The organism is Paraburkholderia sp. GAS82, from assembly GCF_050436285.1.
GTDB lineage: Bacteria > Pseudomonadota > Gammaproteobacteria > Burkholderiales > Burkholderiaceae > Paraburkholderia > Paraburkholderia phenazinium_B.
This window is the reverse complement of record NZ_JBNDLX010000015.1, coordinates 133321-148425: the sequence shown is the minus strand read 5'-3', so window position 1 is coordinate 148425 and position 15105 is coordinate 133321. Positions and strand designations below refer to the sequence as shown.

Sequence of the window (15105 nt, the reverse complement as noted above, 5' to 3'; positions counted from 1 at the left end):
TTGGCTAACAGCCCGAGTCTCGCAAAACCCGGTCGAAGCGCGGCGAAGTTCGGCGATCTGCGTCGGCGTGCAGTGTTCCTGCTGCTGGCGCTGGTCGTCTACCGTATCGGCGCGCATATTCCGGTTCCGGGTATTGATCCGGACCAACTGGCAAAGCTGTTCCAGAGCCAGTCGGGTGGCATCCTTGGCATGTTCAACATGTTCTCGGGTGGCGCACTTTCGCGGTTCACGATTTTCGCGCTTGGGATCATGCCGTACATTTCGGCGTCGATCATCATGCAGTTGCTGGCGATTGTCTCGCCGCAAATGGAAGCGCTGAAGAAAGAAGGGCAGGCGGGTCAACGGAAGATCACGCAGTACACGCGTATCTTTACGGTCCTGCTGGCAACGTTCCAGGCCTTCGGCATCGCCGTGGCGCTTGAGAACCAGCCGGGCCTGGTGATTGATCCGGGTATGGTGTTCCGGCTGACAACGGTCGTAACGCTGGTGACCGGCACGATGTTCCTGATGTGGCTGGGCGAGCAGATCACGGAACGCGGGCTCGGCAACGGTATCTCGATCATTATTTTCGGCGGGATTGCGGCGGGTTTCCCGAATGCAATCGGCGGTCTGTTTGAACTGGTGCGAACCGGCTCGATGGGTCCGTTCTCGGCGATTATCGTGGTTGCACTGATCGCTGCTGTGACCTACCTGGTGGTGTTCATCGAACGCGGCCAGCGCAAGATCCTCGTGAACTATGCGAAGCGGCAGGTCGGTAACAAGATTTACGGTGGGCAGTCGTCACATCTGCCGCTGAAGCTGAACATGTCGGGCGTGATTCCGCCGATCTTTGCATCGTCGATCATTCTCTTCCCGGCAACTATCCTGAACTGGTTTAGTTCGGGGTCGCGTAACAGCTGGTTCGCAGACACGCTGCACAACGTGGCCGAAGCGCTTAAGCCCGGTCAACCCGTGTATGTGTTGTTGTACGCGTTGGCGATCGTCTTCTTCTGCTTTTTCTACACCGCACTGGTGTTCAACAGCAGGGAAACGGCCGACAACCTGAAGAAGAGCGGCGCTTTCGTCCCGGGTATTCGCCCGGGCGATCAGACGGCTCGATATATCGACCGCATCCTCACGCGTCTGACGCTGGCTGGTGCGATCTACATCGTGTTCGTGTGTCTGCTGCCCGAATTTCTGGTGCTGCGCTGGAACGTGCCGTTTTATTTTGGTGGAACGTCGCTGCTGATCATTGTCGTCGTCACAATGGATTTCATGGCGCAGGTGCAGTCGTACGTTATGTCGCAACAGTATGAATCGCTGCTGAAGAAAGCCAATTTCAAAGGCGGCGGCGTCCCGATGCGTTGAAAGGACTTATGGCCAAAGACGATGTGATCCAGATGCAGGGTGAAGTCATCGAAAACCTGCCTAATGCTACCTTCAGGGTGAAGCTGGAAAACGGCCATGTCGTATTGGGACACATATCCGGCAAGATGCGGATGCACTACATCCGAATCCTGCCGGGCGACAAGGTGACGGTTGAATTGACGCCTTACGATCTGTCGCGTGCGCGGATCGTGTTCCGGGCGAAGTGATTTGAAAAAAGGGTAATATCATGAAAGTGATGGCATCGGTTAAGCGCATTTGCCGCAATTGCAAGATCATCAAGCGCAAAGGCGTTGTGCGCGTGATTTGCAGCTCTGATCCGCGCCACAAACAGCGTCAAGGCTGAACGCCGCGCTTTTGCTTGCGCTTTTTGTTTGAGGAAAAACAATGGCTCGTATCGCAGGGGTTAACATCCCGAATCACCAGCATACCGAAATTGGCCTGACGGCGATTTACGGTATTGGCCGCACGCGCTCGCGCGACATTTGCGTCGCTGCTGGTGTGGCATTTTCGAAGAAGGTCAAGGACCTGAACGACGCAGACCTCGAAAAGCTGCGTGAAGAAGTCGGCAAGTTCATCGTCGAAGGCGATCTTCGCCGTGAAACGACGATGAACATCAAGCGGCTGATGGATCTGGGCTGCTATCGTGGCGTGCGTCACCGCAAGGGCTTGCCCCTGCGTGGCCAACGCACGCGTACGAATGCCCGTACGCGCAAGGGTCCGCGTCGTGCAGCGCAATCGCTGAAGAAGTAAGCGGAACTGACAGTTACAGGAAAACGTAATGGCTAAGGCTTCGAACAACTCCGCGGCGCAACGCGTTCGCAAGAAGGTCAAGAAGAACGTCGCCGAGGGCGTGGTTCACGTTCACGCGTCGTTCAACAACACCATCATCACGATCACCGATCGTCAGGGCAACGCACTCGCCTGGGCAACGTCGGGTGGTCAGGGCTTCAAGGGTTCGCGTAAATCGACCCCGTTTGCAGCCCAGGTGGCAGCTGAATCGGCTGGCCGCGTGGCGATGGAATACGGCGTGAAGAACCTCGAAGTGCGGATCAAGGGCCCTGGCCCTGGCCGTGAGTCCGCGGTGCGCGCGTTGCATGGTCTTGGCATCAAGATCACCGCGATCTCCGACGTGACGCCGGTACCGCACAACGGCTGCCGTCCGCCGAAGCGTCGTCGTATCTAAGACGCTTGTTTCGCTAGCGCCTGTTGCCGCCGGGTAGTGTGCCGGCGACGACGGGCTGCTTGCGTTATTGAATTGACTAAGCCCACCGTTCGACCCAAAGGGCTCGGACTAGCGTGAACGCGAGTTCACGTGATCAATCATTGAAGGAATCAACGTGGCACGTTATATCGGCCCTAAGGCCAAGCTGTCCCGCCGTGAAGGCACTGACCTCTTCCTGAAGAGCGCCCGTCGTTCGCTGGCTGACAAGTGCAAGCTTGACAGCAAGCCTGGCCAACATGGCCGCACTTCGGGTGCCCGTACGTCCGACTACGGCACGCAGCTGCGCGAAAAGCAAAAAGTGAAGCGCATCTACGGCGTTCTCGAGCGCCAGTTCCGCCGTTACTTCGCTGAAGCCGACCGCCTCAAGGGCAACACGGGTGAAAACCTGCTGCAATTGCTCGAGTCGCGTCTCGACAACGTCGTGTATCGCATGGGCTTCGGCTCGACGCGCGCTGAAGCGCGTCAGCTCGTCGGCCACAAGGCGATCACGGTGAACGGCGTCGTCACCAACATCCCGTCGCTGCAAGTTAAGGCAGGTGACGTGGTTGCGGTGCGTGAACAGGCCAAGAAGCAAGCGCGTATTCTCGAAGCGCTGTCGCTGGCTGAGCAAGGCGGTCTGCCGAGCTGGGTCGCTGTCGATTCGAAGAAGTTTGAAGGCACGTTCAAGAGCAAGCCGGAACGCAGCGATATCGCTGGCGATATCAACGAAAGCCTGATCGTCGAATTGTATTCGCGGTAATCGGATTGGCGGCCGGGGCACCCTGATTGCGATGCGCAAGGGGGCGCCTCGGCTGTTTATTTTCAGGTTGTTACCGGTCAGCCTTATCGGTGTAACGAGCCGAGGGTATTGAAAAGGAAAACCTATGCAAACCAGTTTGTTGAAGCCCAAGATCATCGCAGTTGAATCGCTTGGTGAGAGCCATGCGAAAGTGGTCATGGAACCGTTTGAACGCGGTTACGGCCACACCTTGGGTAACGCGCTTCGGCGCGTACTGCTGTCGTCGATGATCGGCTACGCGCCGACCGAAGTGACGATTGCAGGCGTGGTTCACGAGTATTCGACGCTCGACGGTGTGCAAGAGGACGTAGTCAACCTGCTGCTGAACCTGAAGGGTGTCGTGTTCAAGTTGCATAATCGTGACGAAGTGACGGTTACGCTGCGCAAGGAAGGCGAAGGCGTTGTCACCGCTGGTGACATCGAACTCGCGCACGATTGTGAAGTGATCAATCCGGATCACGTGATTGCGCATCTGTCGAAGGGCGGCAAGCTCGACGTCCAGATCAAGGTCGAAAAGGGCCGCGGTTATGTGCCGGGCAATGTGCGTCGTTACGGCGAAGAGTCGGCCAAGATCATCGGCCGTATCGTGCTGGACGCTTCGTTCTCGCCGGTTCGCCGTGTGAGCTATGCCGTGGAAAGCGCGCGTGTCGAACAGCGTACCGACCTCGACAAGCTCGTCATGAACATCGAAACCAACGGTGTGATTTCGCCGGAAGAAGCGATTCGTCAATCGGCACGTATTCTGGTCGATCAGCTGTCGGTGTTCGCTGCGCTGGAAGGCACGGAAGCTGCCGCTGAAGCGCCTTCGCGTGCGCCGCAGATCGATCCGATCCTGCTGCGTCCGGTGGATGATCTCGAACTCACGGTTCGTTCTGCGAACTGCCTGAAGGCCGAGAACATTTACTACATCGGCGACCTGATCCAGCGCACGGAAAACGAACTGCTGAAGACGCCGAATCTGGGCCGCAAGTCGCTGAACGAAATCAAGGAAGTACTGGCGTCGCGTGGTCTGACGCTCGGCATGAAGCTCGAAAACTGGCCGCCGGCTGGGCTGGACAAGTAAGCGCGAGCTTATTGAGTATTCATCCGGGACGAAAGTCACCGCGGCACGACTGGCACGGACGCGGATTTTCCTTTAAAATCCGCGTCTTGCCTTTTTTAACTACCGGCCCGTGCACTCGCAAACCTCCGGGTTCGCCGAGCGCGATAGAAGAGCTGGACCAAAACTTTGAATCGAAGGAATTGAAATGCGTCACCGTCATGGTCTGCGGAAACTGAACCGCACGAGCAGCCACCGTCTGGCAATGCTCCGTAACATGTCCAACTCGCTGATCGAGCACGAAGTCATCAAGACGACGCTGCCGAAGGCGAAGGAACTCCGTAAAGTCGTCGAGCCGCTGATCACGCTCGGCAAGAAGCCGTCGCTGGCAAATCGTCGTCTGGCGTTCAACCGCCTGCGCGATCGTGACTCCGTCTCGAAGCTGTTCGACGTGCTCGGCCCGCGCTTCGCAAACCGTCCGGGTGGCTACCTGCGCATCCTGAAGTTCGGTTTCCGCGTTGGCGACAATGCACCGATGGCACTGGTCGAATTGATGGACCGTCCGGAAGTCGAAGAAGTTGAAGTGCAAGAAGCTGAATAAGCTTCCCGCATCGCTGAGAAGGCCAGACGAAAGTCTGGCCTTTTTGTTTGTGGACGCAGACAGAATCAGACCGTAGCTAATCAAGCGGCAGCATGCCGGGCGCCTGCCTGCGGCCGACCGAGTCCGGTGATACGATAGCAACACGCGTTTTCCACCCTGCCGGAGTTATCCGTGACCTCGAATGTGACGCTGATCCTGACGACCGTGCCCGATGCGGACACGGCGCAGAAGCTCGCCACACAGGCGCTGGATGCACGCCTTGCCGCTTGCGTCTGCCAGCAAGGAGTGATCCATTCGACCTATCACTGGCAGGGCAAGCTCGAGTCCGCCGACGAGATCCAGTTACTCTTCAAAACGAGCGCGGCACGGGCTCTGGAGCTCGAGTTATTCATCGAGAAACATCATCCGTACGACACCCCCGAAATCCTCTGCTGGCAAGCCACGGCCTCTGTAGCTTACGGCCAGTGGGTCATTGCTGAGACTCAACGCCCTGTTCATGTTTAATGCTCTTCACCGACGGGGGCGCGATTCCCTGCGCGCGGCCGTGCTGTTCGTCTCCTGCCTGCTGGTAGTCCTGATGTCCGCTGCTGGCGCGGCGTATGCCGACGACGATTTCCTGGATCCGGCTGTTGCCTTCAAATTCAGCGCAAGCGAACAGCCTGGCGAAGTGCTTGTTCACTACAAGATCGCGGATGGGTACTACATGTATCGGGAGCGGTTCTCCTTTGCGACCCGCAACGGAACCGTGACGATCGGCGATCCACAATTGCCCGCGGGCCACGTCAAGTTCGATCAAACGTTCGGGAAGAATGTCGAAACCTACCGGAACGAGTTGACCATTCGCGTCCCGGTAAAGCAGGCAGCGGGGCCTTTCGATCTCGCGGTGACTTCGCAAGGTTGCGCCGACGCGGGTATTTGCTATCCGCCGATGGAGCGCGTGTATCACGTCGAAGGCGCCGCGCTGCACGCCGCTAGCGTCTCGCCCACCCACGCAGTCACCACTCAAACGGCAAACAACGCCGACGTAGCAAACACCTCCTCGTGGTACGAACGCACAACCAGCGCTGACTACGCGCAGTCGCTTCTGCAGGGCGGCAGCTTCTTCACGATCGTCGGCCTGTTCTTCGTCGCCGGCGCTGTGCTCAGCCTGTTGCCGTGCTCGTATCCGATGATCCCGATCCTGTCGGCCATTATCATCGGCGAAGGGGCACGTGTGACGCGTGGTCGTGGCTTCGCGCTGTCGCTTGCTTATGTGATCGGTATGGCGCTCGTCTACACCGTGCTCGGTATCGCCGCGGCGCTTGTGGGGCAGAGCCTCGGCGCATGGTTGCAGAATCCGTGGGTATTGGGTGCATTCGGTGTGCTGCTGACGGCGTTCGCAGTGACGCTGATCGCCGGTTACGACATTGCCTTGCCGCAACGCTGGCAGGACGGTGCGTCGCGCGCATCGCAAGGGCGCTCCGGTGGCAAGTTCGCGGCGGTGGCGGCGATGGGCGCGCTGTCCGCGCTGGTCGTCGGCGCTTGCATGACGGCGCCGCTGTTCGCGATCCTGGCGTTTATCGCCCACACAGGCAACGCCGTGCTCGGTGCGGCCGCGCTGTTCTCGATGGGTATCGGCCTGGGCGTTCCGTTGTTGATCATCGGCTTGGGCGCAGGTACCTTGCTGCCGCGTGCGGGTGTGTGGATGGACGGCGTGAAGATCTTCTTCGGGGTAGTGCTGCTCGCCGCCGCGTTGTGGATCGTTTGGCCAGTGCTGGGTGCGACTGCGCAAATGTTGCTGAGCGCGTTATGGCTGCTGGTCGCCGCGGCCTCTCTCGGACTGTTCTCGCCACCGGCTGGCGCCAGCTCCGTGTGGCGTCGACTTGGTCGGGGTCTGGGCGTCGCGCTGACCGTCTGGGCCGTGGTGCTGCTAGTTGGTCTCGCGGCCGGATCGTCGGATCCGCTCAAGCCGCTCGCAGTACTGGCCGCGCGCAGTGGCCCCGGTGATGTGGCCGGCGTCCCTTCGGGGGCAGCGAATGCCGCTAATGCTGCAGACAGTCTCACGTTTGCCCCGGTACGCTCGTCGACCCAGCTCGACCAGGCCGTAAAGGCCGCTGCCCAGCCGGCGATGCTCGACTTCTACGCGGACTGGTGCGTGAGCTGCAAGGAAATGGAGAAATTCACCTTCAGCGACCCGCGCGTACATGCCCGGCTGCAGCAACTCAACCTGCTGCGCGCGGACGTGACTGCCAACAACCCCGATGACCAGACTTTGCTGAAGCGCTTCAAGCTGTTTGGGCCTCCGGGCATCATCTTCTTCGACCCGAGCGGAGCGGAGGTGCTGCGCGTCGTCGGCTACGAGTCGGCCGACACGTTCCTGCACAGCCTCGACCGCCTGGCCACGCCGCCGCAATCGTAGTCGCCGCGGCCCTGACAAAGCACGCCGTCGCAAACAGCACGCGAGACTTTCAGCCATTAAAAAAGCGGAGACCCGCTCCCGGTGCCTCCGCTTTCATCAAACTTCAAACCTGCTGCACAGCGTCTGCGTCTGACATCATCGCTCGTCACGAGGCGCCCAACCCAGCGCCTCAGCCCGCCTCACTTTTGCGCGCGCAAAATCCGCGCAGCGTCCAGCGCAAAATACGTCAGCACGCCATCTGCGCCCGCCCGCTTGAACGCCAGCAGCGATTCCATCATCGCCTTGTCGTGATCGAGCCAGCCGTTTTGCGCGGCCGCCTTGAGCATCGCGTACTCGCCGCTCACCTGATACACATAAGTCGGAAAGCGGAACTCGTCCTTCACGCGACGGACGATATCGAGGTACGGCATGCCGGGCTTCACCATCACCATGTCCGCGCCTTCTTCGATGTCCGCACGCACTTCGCGCAGCGCTTCATCCGAATTCGACGGGTCCATCTGATAGGTCATCTTGTTGCTCTTGCCGAGGTTCGTCGCGGAACCAACGGCGTCGCGGAACGGCCCGTAGAACGCCGACGCGAACTTGGCCGAGTAGGCCATGATCCGCGTATGAATGTGATCTTCGCTCTCGAGCATTTCGCGGATCGCGCCGATTCGCCCGTCCATCATGTCCGACGGAGCCACGATATCCACGCCCGCTTCCGCCTGTGCGCGGGCCTGCTCGACGAGGATCTCGACGGTCACGTCGTTGATCACATAGCCCGCTTCATCGATCACACCGTCCTGGCCGTGGCTCGTGTAGGGATCGAGCGCAACGTCGGTAAGAACGCCTAGCTCCGGGAAATGCTTTTTCAGTTCGCGGACGGCGCGCGGAATGAGACCGCCTTCGTTGGTCGCCTCGCGGCCGTCCGGTGTTTTCAGCGACGGTTCGATCGCCGGAAACAGCGACAGCACCGGCACGCCAAGCGCGACGCACTGTTCGGCCACGCCCATCAGCAGATCGACCGACACGCGTTCCACGCCCGGCATCGACGCCACGGCTTGCCGCACGTTGGTGCCTTCGACGACGAACACGGGATAGATCAGGTCGTTGGTGGTGAGGATGTTTTCGCGCATGAGACGGCGCGAGAAGTCGTCACGGCGCATGCGGCGCGGACGGTGATGCGGATAGAAGCTCATATCGAATGTCTTGGATTGCGTGGAGATGGTGAGGCAACAGCGCGTGCCTGAGCCTGCTGAAAACTCTTTTCGAGACAATGGTATATCATACCGATCGAGCAAGGCGCCATGCGCTGACCTCCCCGCTTCTCCTCCCTGAGCGGGTGCCTGTCGTTTTTCGATTAGGCTGTTTGGCCCGCCGTCAGTTGCGGCGGGTTTTTTTATGGGCGAACGAAAAAGGGCCCAGACCAGACCGAACTCCGGTCTGGCGGTAGCAATTATTCGGACGCGACCACGCCGTCCGCGCTGCCCGCATCCTCAGGAACGAGCCAGCTTTCAATCAGTTCGTGAGCCTCGTCCAGACCGACCCGCTTGAGGGCCGAGAACAACTGGGCGGTCAACTCTCCCCGATAACCGCCTGCCGTATATTCTGCCAGCCCTTTGTGGGTGGCCCGCAGCGCGTTGATGCTCTCCTGCCGCGTCAATTTGTCGCACTTCGTCAGCAGGGTGTGGATCGGCTTGCCGGTCGGCGCAAACCACTCGATCATCACCCGGTCCAGATCGGTGAGCGGGCGGCGCGAGTCCATCATCAGGATCATGCCGCGCAGTTGCGATCGCTGTTGCAGATAGCTCGACAGCAACGCCTCCCAGTGCGCCTTGGCGGCGCCGGGCACTTCCGCGTACCCATAACCGGGCAAATCCACCAGGTGGGCCACTGGCTCGGCTGCAGGCCCTACCGAGAAGTAATTGATATGCTGGGTACGGCCCGGTGTCTTACTGGCGAAGGCGAGACGCTTCTGGTTGCACAGCAGATTAATCGCCGTCGACTTGCCCGCATTCGAGCGTCCCGCAAACGCGATTTCGGGTTGCGGGGTGGCCGGCAGATCACGCAAGTGATTGACGGTCGTAAAGAAGCGGGACTGGTGGAGCAGGAAGGACATGGGGGAACCAGAATATGAGACGCCGGGGAACCCGGGGTGGGGACGGGTCAAGCCCGACTGGCGTCTAAGCGATTAGCGAGTTATTGTACAATATGATGGTTTACTGAATTTACTGAAGACCTGAGGAGGGGCCAGCGCGCGTGCCTCTGCGGTAAATCGGTCGCCGTCGTTTTGCAGAACCTCTAATTCCCACAAGACGAAACAGGGTGTGCGAATGAATCGACTGTGCAAAGCACTGATGGTATTTCAAGTAGCGGCAGGTCTTTCAGGTTTAGCAGTTCAGGCGCGAGCAGCAGATCCGGCAAAACCGGACGTCAATCGGGGACAGGCAATTGCGACGCAGGTTTGCGCGTCGTGTCACGGCGCCGACGGTAATAGCACCGGCGGGGCGTATCCCAAGCTGGCCGGCCAGCACCCCGAATATCTCGTCAAGCAGTTGATGGATTTCAAAACCCAGCCCGGTGCCAAGCAGCCTGCGCGTAATAATGCGATTATGGCCGGCATGGCCGCAGCGCTGTCCAGCCAGGATATGGTTAACGTTGCCGCGTATTTTGCGGCGCAGACGCCGAAGCCCGGTTACGCACACGACAAGAACACCGTCCCGCTAGGCGAGAAGATTTATCGCGCGGGCATCGCCGAGCGCGCTGTCCCGGCGTGTGCAAGTTGCCATGGTCCTACAGGCCAGGGCATTCCGGTGCAGTATCCGCGTCTATCGGGGCAGTGGGCGGAATATACGGTGACGCAGTTGAACGCGTTCACGCAGGGCCCGGGCGCGCGCAACAACAGCGACCCGATGCATACCATTGCGTCACGGCTGTCGGATAGCGATATCAAGGCTGTGGCCGATTACATCGCGGGCTTGCATTAGGAAGTCCGCACGCAAGTGCAACCGGCCCAGCGAGGCCGGTGAAAAAACAAGAAAAGGGTGATGGCGTCGCTCGCTTCGTGCGTCAGCGGCGGCCGTTCACCCTTTTTTGCTGTTCTGTCGGAGTGTGAATGAGCGTCACCACGTCGGGTATTGAAATAACGTCGGGCCAGCGGCCCATGCGTCGCGTTATCGAGTTGATGAGTTCGATGCGATTCGCCATCGCGCTGCTGGTGATTCTGGCGATCGCGAGCATCATCGGCACCGTCCTCACCCAGGACGATCCGTATCCCAACTATGTCAACCAGTTCGGCCCCTTCTGGGCGGATATCTTCCGCTCGCTGAGCCTGTACACCGTGTACAGCTCCTGGTGGTTCATGCTGATCCTCTGCTTCCTGATGGTCTCGGTGTCGCTCTGCGTGATCCGCAATGCGCCGAAGATGGTCGCGGACATGAAGAGCTGGAAGGACAAGGTCCGCGAATCGAGCCTGCGAGCGTTCCACCACAAGGGCGAGTTCGCCGTCGGCAGCTCGCGTGAGCAGGCCACGGCCACGCTGGCGAAACTGTCGGGCCGGCTCGGCTACAAGTTCGTCACGCGGGAATCGGAAGGCGCGACGTTGATCGCGGCCAAACGCGGTGCGCTCACCAAGCTCGGCTATATCTCGGCTCACATTGCGATTGTCGTCATCTGCCTGGGCGGCCTGCTCGACAGCAATCTGCCGATCAAGCTGCAGATGTGGATGTTCAACAAGACGCCCATCAACAGCAACACGGTGATCAGCGACATTCCGCCCGAACACCGTCTGTCCCAATCCAATCCGACGTTCCGCGGCTACGCATGGGTGCCGGAGGGCGAGCATGTCTCGACGGCGATCCTGAACCAGCCAAATGGCTCGTTGATCCAGGACTTGCCGTTTTCGATCCAGTTGAACAAGTTCATCGTCGATTACTACTCGACCGGCATGCCGAAGCTGTTTGCGAGCGATATCGTCGTGATCGATCACAAGACCGGCCAGAAGATTCCGGCACGGGTCGAAGTGAACAAGCCGTTCGACTACGACGGTGTATCGATCTACCAGTCGAGCTTCCAGGATGGCGGCTCGCAGATGCAGATGACCGCCTTCCCGATGTCGGGCACCAGCGCCAAAACGGCTCCGTTCAGTGGCACGATCGGCAATTCGGTGCCGTTGGGTAACGCGGTGCCTGGGGCGGACGGCCAGACGATTGAATTCGCCGATTTCCGCGCCATCAACGTGGAGAACATCTCGAACGGCAGCGGCGCCAATGACGCGCGCGGCGTCGCACACCAGACGCTGAAGGAAGCCTTCGACGAGCGGCTCGGTTCAGGCGCCAAGACCTCGAAGCCGCTGGATCTGCATAACGTCGGCCCATCGGTGCAATACAAGGTGCGCGGCAAGGATGGCCAGGCGCGCGAGTACAACAACTACATGCTGCCGGTCGACGTGGGTGGCGAGAAGATGTTCCTCGCCGGCATGCGCATCAACCCGGACGATCCGTTCCGCTATCTGCGGATCCCCGCCGACCAGGGCGGCACGGTCAACGAGTGGATGAACCTGCGCGCCGCGCTCGAGAATCCGGCCACGCGCGCCGCGGCGGCGCACCGCTTCGCGCTGCGCTCGGTGCCGGCATCGAACGCGGACCTGCAGCAGCATCTCGAAGAAAGCGCGTTGCGCGTCCTGACCCTATTTGCGGGTGGCGACAGCAGCGTTGGCATGATGCAGGGCGGCCAGAACATCGGTGGTTTCCAGGCAATTGCTGCCTTTATCGACCATTCAGTGCCGAAGGGCGAGCAGGAAAAAGCGGCCTCGCTGCTGCTGCGCATGCTCGAAGGCTCGACCTGGGACGTATGGCAACTGGCCCGCGAACAGGCCGGCGAGCCCGACGCGACGCCCTCCGCGGACACGAGCCTCTTTATCCAGAGTTCGATCAATGCGATATCTGACAGCTTTTTGTATGGATCGCCGGTCTATTTACAGCTCGACTCATTCAAGCAGGTGCAAGCTTCGGTATTTCAGTTGACGCGCGCGCCGGGCAAAAAAGTCGTGTATCTTGGCAGCCTGCTCCTCGTATTGGGCATCTTCTCGATGTTCTACGTCCGCGAACGGCGCCTCTGGTTCTGGATCAAAGATACCGATCACGGTACGAACGTCGTGATGGCGATGTCGAGCGCGCGCAAGACGCTTGATTTCGACAAGGAGTTCGCCCAGACGCGCGACGCTGTCGGCGCTGTACTGGGTGCCAAACCCAGTGACGCTGCCGAGAATGGCGGCACCTCCGGCGCACCGTCCGCAGGTTCACAAGATACGACCCGGTAAGATCATGGACTTGACTCAGGTTTCCTCCTCTCCTTCGCGTGGTAACGCGTCGGCCAAGAACGCGGCAGCCAGTCCGGCGCAACATCCGGCGCTGCTCGACGAACGCTCGTTTTTGAAGCGTCTTGGCGCTTTCGACTGGCTGTTCGCTCTGGCGATGGTCGCGGGTGCGGGTTTCGCGCTGTGGCGCTATCACCCGTACATGAATTACTACGACAAGCTGATCCTGGTTTGCGCGGTACCGGTGTTCGTGACGCTCGGCTGGCGTTGGAAGCCGGCCCGTCTTCTGATCGCCGGAATCGCGGTGCTGTCGCTGTTCGCGATCCAGACCTATCAGGGCGACCTGGCGCGCGCCGATAGCGCGTTCTTCCTCAAATATTTCCTGTCGAGCCAATCCGCGATTCTGTGGATGAGCGCGTTGTTCGTGCTGGCCACGCTGTTTTACTGGATCGGCCTGGTGTCGCGTTCGCCCACGGGCGCCGCGATTGGCTCGAAAATGACGTGGGCTGCGGTGCTGATGGGCTTCGTCGGCCTGATGGTGCGCTGGTACGAGTCATACCTGATCGGCTCGGACGTCGGGCATATCCCCATCTCGAACCTGTATGAAGTGTTCGTGCTGTTCAGCCTGATCACCGCGCTTTTCTACCTGTATTACGAGCAGCACTACAACACCCGCGCGCTCGGCGCGTTCGTGTTGCTGGTGATCAGCGCCGCGGTTGGCTTCCTGATGTGGTACTCGATTTCCCGCGATGCGCAGCAGATCCAGCCGCTCGTGCCGGCGCTGCAAAGCTGGTGGATGAAGATCCACGTGCCGGCTAACTTCATCGGCTACGGCAGCTTTGCGTTGTCGGCGATGGTCGGCGTCGCGTATCTGGTCAAGGAAAACGGCATGCTGGCGGACCGCCTGCCGCCGCTCGACGTGCTCGACGACCTGATGTACAAGTCGATCGCGGTCGGTTTTGCGTTTTTCACCATTGCCACGATCCTCGGTGCGCTGTGGGCTGCGCAGGCTTGGGGCGGCTACTGGAGCTGGGATCCGAAGGAAACCTGGGCGCTGATCGTCTGGCTGAACTACGCAGCGTGGCTGCACATGCGGCTCATGAAGGGCCTGCGTGGCGCCGTCGCGGCGTGGTGGGCGCTGACAGGCCTGCTGGTCACGACGTTCGCGTTCCTCGGCGTCAACATGTTCCTCTCCGGGCTGCATAGCTACGGCAAGCTATAAGATCTGCGTTTCTGAACCGACAAAGAACCGCCGAGTGCTTCGCACCGGCGGTTTTTTCTTTGTGTATGGAATTTTGGTGCATCCAGAGTGTTCGCCAGAACAGTACCTATGGATGCGCAGTCGAACGATCATCAATCAACATAGCCCGCCGGGCCAGCAGGAGCAGCACCATGTGGATAAAGCGAAGCGACAGGATTGCACTGCAGGGCGACGATATTGCTCCGAGTGAAATCACGCCGAAACGCGTGTACGAGAGCCAGCGCGAGAACCGTCGACGCGTCCTGCGGGCGGCCGGTGCGGCGGCGATGGGCAGTTTGCTCGGCGTGAGCGGCGAGGCGCTCGCCGTGTACTCGTCGCCGGATGCGAAAGGACCTAAGCTGGCGGCGAAGACCAATCCGAGATTTGTCGCAACGGATAAGGTCACGCCTTACAAGGACATTACCACCTACAACAACTTCTACGAGTTCGGAACCGACAAGAGCGACCCCGCGCAGAATGCCGGCACATTGCGCCCGCATCCGTGGCGGGTGAGCGTTGAAGGCGAAGTGAAGAATGCCAAGGTGTTTGACATTGACGATCTCCTGAAGATGGCGCCGCTCGAGGAGCGGGTATACCGGCATCGTTGCGTGGAGGGCTGGTCGATGGTGATGCCGTGGATCGGATTTCCGCTTGCGGAACTCATCAAGCGAGCCCAGCCGAACGGCAATGCCAAATACGTGCAGTTCATCACGCTTGCTGATCCGTCGCAAATGCCCGGCCTGTCCACGCCAATTCTGGACTGGCCGTACTCGGAAGGCTTGCGGATGGACGAAGCGATGAACCCGCTGACCTTGCTGACGGTGGGTCTGTACGGCGAAGTGCTGCCCAATCAGAACGGTGCGCCGCTGCGGATCATCGTGCCGTGGAAATACGGCTTCAAGAGCGGCAAGTCGCTCGTGAAGATCCGCTTCGTCGACAAGCAGCCGGCCACGAGCTGGAATACCTACGCGCCGAACGAATACGGCTTCTACTCGAACGTGAATCCGAATGTCGATCATCCGCGCTGGAGCCAGGCCACCGAGCGGCGGATTGGCGAAGATGGGTTCTTCACGCCGAAGAGAAAGACGCTGATGTTCAACGGCTACGGCGATCAGGTCGCATCGCTGTATCAGGGCATGGACCTGAAGAAGAACTTCTAGGCG

16 protein-coding genes are annotated in these 15105 nt (G+C 60.0%); 14 read left to right on the top strand and 2 right to left on the bottom strand.

Annotated elements, in window-relative coordinates; all coding sequences use genetic code 11:
- From secY to dsbD, 10 genes are all read left to right on the top strand, one after another.
- The gene (gene secY / locus P3T17_RS34885; protein WP_074262695.1) at positions 1-1347 is read left to right on the top strand and encodes a preprotein translocase subunit SecY; all 1347 of its coding nucleotides are present in this window, start codon (positions 1-3) and stop codon (positions 1345-1347) included.
- Positions 1348-1355: 8 nt separating this feature from the next.
- On the top strand, positions 1356-1574 hold the full coding sequence (infA, locus tag P3T17_RS34880) for a translation initiation factor IF-1 (RefSeq protein ID WP_004521905.1): 219 nt from the start codon (positions 1356-1358) through the stop codon (positions 1572-1574).
- Between the two features lie 20 nt (positions 1575-1594).
- Positions 1595-1711 carry a 50S ribosomal protein L36 gene (rpmJ, locus tag P3T17_RS34875; RefSeq protein WP_004199844.1) on the top strand — a complete coding sequence of 39 codons (117 nt, stop codon included), beginning with the start codon at positions 1595-1597 and terminating at the stop codon, positions 1709-1711.
- Between the two features lie 41 nt (positions 1712-1752).
- Positions 1753-2118 carry a 30S ribosomal protein S13 gene (rpsM, locus tag P3T17_RS34870; RefSeq protein WP_006052223.1) on the top strand — a complete coding sequence of 122 codons (366 nt, stop codon included), beginning with the start codon at positions 1753-1755 and terminating at the stop codon, positions 2116-2118.
- 28 nt (positions 2119-2146) lie between these two features.
- Positions 2147-2551 (top strand): 30S ribosomal protein S11, encoded by a 405-nt coding sequence (gene rpsK, locus P3T17_RS34865; protein ID WP_006052224.1) that lies wholly within the window; start codon positions 2147-2149, stop codon positions 2549-2551.
- 154 nt (positions 2552-2705) lie between these two features.
- Positions 2706-3329, top strand: a complete 624-nt coding sequence (gene rpsD, locus P3T17_RS34860) for a 30S ribosomal protein S4 (protein WP_074262694.1) — start codon at positions 2706-2708, stop codon at positions 3327-3329.
- Positions 3330-3453: 124 nt separating this feature from the next.
- Positions 3454-4431: a DNA-directed RNA polymerase subunit alpha gene (locus P3T17_RS34855; RefSeq protein WP_027199071.1), complete on the top strand. Its 978-nt coding sequence runs from the start codon at positions 3454-3456 to the stop codon at positions 4429-4431.
- Between the two features lie 184 nt (positions 4432-4615).
- Positions 4616-5008, top strand: coding sequence for a 50S ribosomal protein L17 (gene rplQ / locus P3T17_RS34850; protein ID WP_074262693.1), 393 nt, complete (start codon positions 4616-4618; stop codon positions 5006-5008).
- A gap of 171 nt (positions 5009-5179) precedes the next feature.
- Positions 5180-5512, top strand: coding sequence for a divalent-cation tolerance protein CutA (gene cutA, locus P3T17_RS34845; RefSeq protein WP_429411481.1), 333 nt, complete (start codon positions 5180-5182; stop codon positions 5510-5512).
- The gene (gene dsbD / locus P3T17_RS34840) at positions 5505-7406 is read left to right on the top strand and encodes a protein-disulfide reductase DsbD (RefSeq protein ID WP_429411479.1); all 1902 of its coding nucleotides are present in this window, start codon (positions 5505-5507) and stop codon (positions 7404-7406) included. The genes cutA and dsbD overlap by 8 nt, the downstream gene beginning before the upstream one ends.
- 179 nt (positions 7407-7585) lie before the next feature.
- Here the strand turns inward: dsbD and hemB are convergent, their stop codons facing one another.
- Positions 7586-8584 (bottom strand): porphobilinogen synthase, encoded by a 999-nt coding sequence (gene hemB, locus P3T17_RS34835; protein ID WP_429411477.1) that lies wholly within the window; start codon positions 8582-8584, stop codon positions 7586-7588.
- A 257-nt stretch (positions 8585-8841) separates the two neighbouring features.
- The gene (yihA, locus tag P3T17_RS34830) at positions 8842-9504 is read right to left on the bottom strand and encodes a ribosome biogenesis GTP-binding protein YihA/YsxC (RefSeq protein WP_429289384.1); all 663 of its coding nucleotides are present in this window, start codon (positions 9502-9504) and stop codon (positions 8842-8844) included.
- A gap of 214 nt (positions 9505-9718) precedes the next feature.
- Between yihA and P3T17_RS34825 the strand changes: the two genes are divergently transcribed.
- From P3T17_RS34825 to msrP, 4 genes are all read left to right on the top strand, one after another.
- On the top strand, positions 9719-10372 hold the full coding sequence (locus P3T17_RS34825; protein ID WP_074262688.1) for a c-type cytochrome: 654 nt from the start codon (positions 9719-9721) through the stop codon (positions 10370-10372).
- Between the two features lie 128 nt (positions 10373-10500).
- Entirely contained in the window at positions 10501-12705 is a 2205-nt protein-coding gene (locus tag P3T17_RS34820) for a cytochrome c biogenesis protein ResB (RefSeq protein WP_074262687.1), read from the top strand.
- A 4-nt stretch (positions 12706-12709) separates the two neighbouring features.
- The gene (gene ccsB, locus P3T17_RS34815) at positions 12710-13924 is read left to right on the top strand and encodes a c-type cytochrome biogenesis protein CcsB (protein WP_074262686.1); all 1215 of its coding nucleotides are present in this window, start codon (positions 12710-12712) and stop codon (positions 13922-13924) included.
- 170 nt (positions 13925-14094) lie between these two features.
- Positions 14095-15102, top strand: a complete 1008-nt coding sequence (gene msrP, locus P3T17_RS34810) for a protein-methionine-sulfoxide reductase catalytic subunit MsrP (protein ID WP_429411475.1) — start codon at positions 14095-14097, stop codon at positions 15100-15102.
- Positions 15103-15105 lie beyond the last annotated feature (3 nt).

What these genes read in the sequence shown, in the direction of transcription:
- infA (WP_004521905.1), top strand. Translation starts at nt 1,356, where the DNA reads ATGGCCAAAGACGATGTGATCCAGATGCAGGGTGAAGTCATCGAAAAC.
- rpmJ (WP_004199844.1), top strand. Translation starts at nt 1,595, where the DNA reads ATGAAAGTGATGGCATCGGTTAAGCGCATTTGCCGCAATTGCAAGATC.
- rpsM (WP_006052223.1), top strand. Translation starts at nt 1,753, where the DNA reads ATGGCTCGTATCGCAGGGGTTAACATCCCGAATCACCAGCATACCGAA.
- rpsK (WP_006052224.1), top strand. Translation starts at nt 2,147, where the DNA reads ATGGCTAAGGCTTCGAACAACTCCGCGGCGCAACGCGTTCGCAAGAAG.
- P3T17_RS34855 (WP_027199071.1), top strand. Translation starts at nt 3,454, where the DNA reads ATGCAAACCAGTTTGTTGAAGCCCAAGATCATCGCAGTTGAATCGCTT.
- rplQ (WP_074262693.1), top strand. Translation starts at nt 4,616, where the DNA reads ATGCGTCACCGTCATGGTCTGCGGAAACTGAACCGCACGAGCAGCCAC.
- dsbD (WP_429411479.1), top strand. Translation starts at nt 5,505, where the DNA reads ATGTTTAATGCTCTTCACCGACGGGGGCGCGATTCCCTGCGCGCGGCC.
- hemB (WP_429411477.1), bottom strand. Translation starts at nt 8,584, where the DNA reads ATGAGCTTCTATCCGCATCACCGTCCGCGCCGCATGCGCCGTGACGAC.
- yihA (WP_429289384.1), bottom strand. Translation starts at nt 9,504, where the DNA reads ATGTCCTTCCTGCTCCACCAGTCCCGCTTCTTTACGACCGTCAATCAC.
- P3T17_RS34825 (WP_074262688.1), top strand. Translation starts at nt 9,719, where the DNA reads ATGAATCGACTGTGCAAAGCACTGATGGTATTTCAAGTAGCGGCAGGT.
- P3T17_RS34820 (WP_074262687.1), top strand. Translation starts at nt 10,501, where the DNA reads ATGAGCGTCACCACGTCGGGTATTGAAATAACGTCGGGCCAGCGGCCC.
- ccsB (WP_074262686.1), top strand. Translation starts at nt 12,710, where the DNA reads ATGGACTTGACTCAGGTTTCCTCCTCTCCTTCGCGTGGTAACGCGTCG.
- msrP (WP_429411475.1), top strand. Translation starts at nt 14,095, where the DNA reads ATGTGGATAAAGCGAAGCGACAGGATTGCACTGCAGGGCGACGATATT.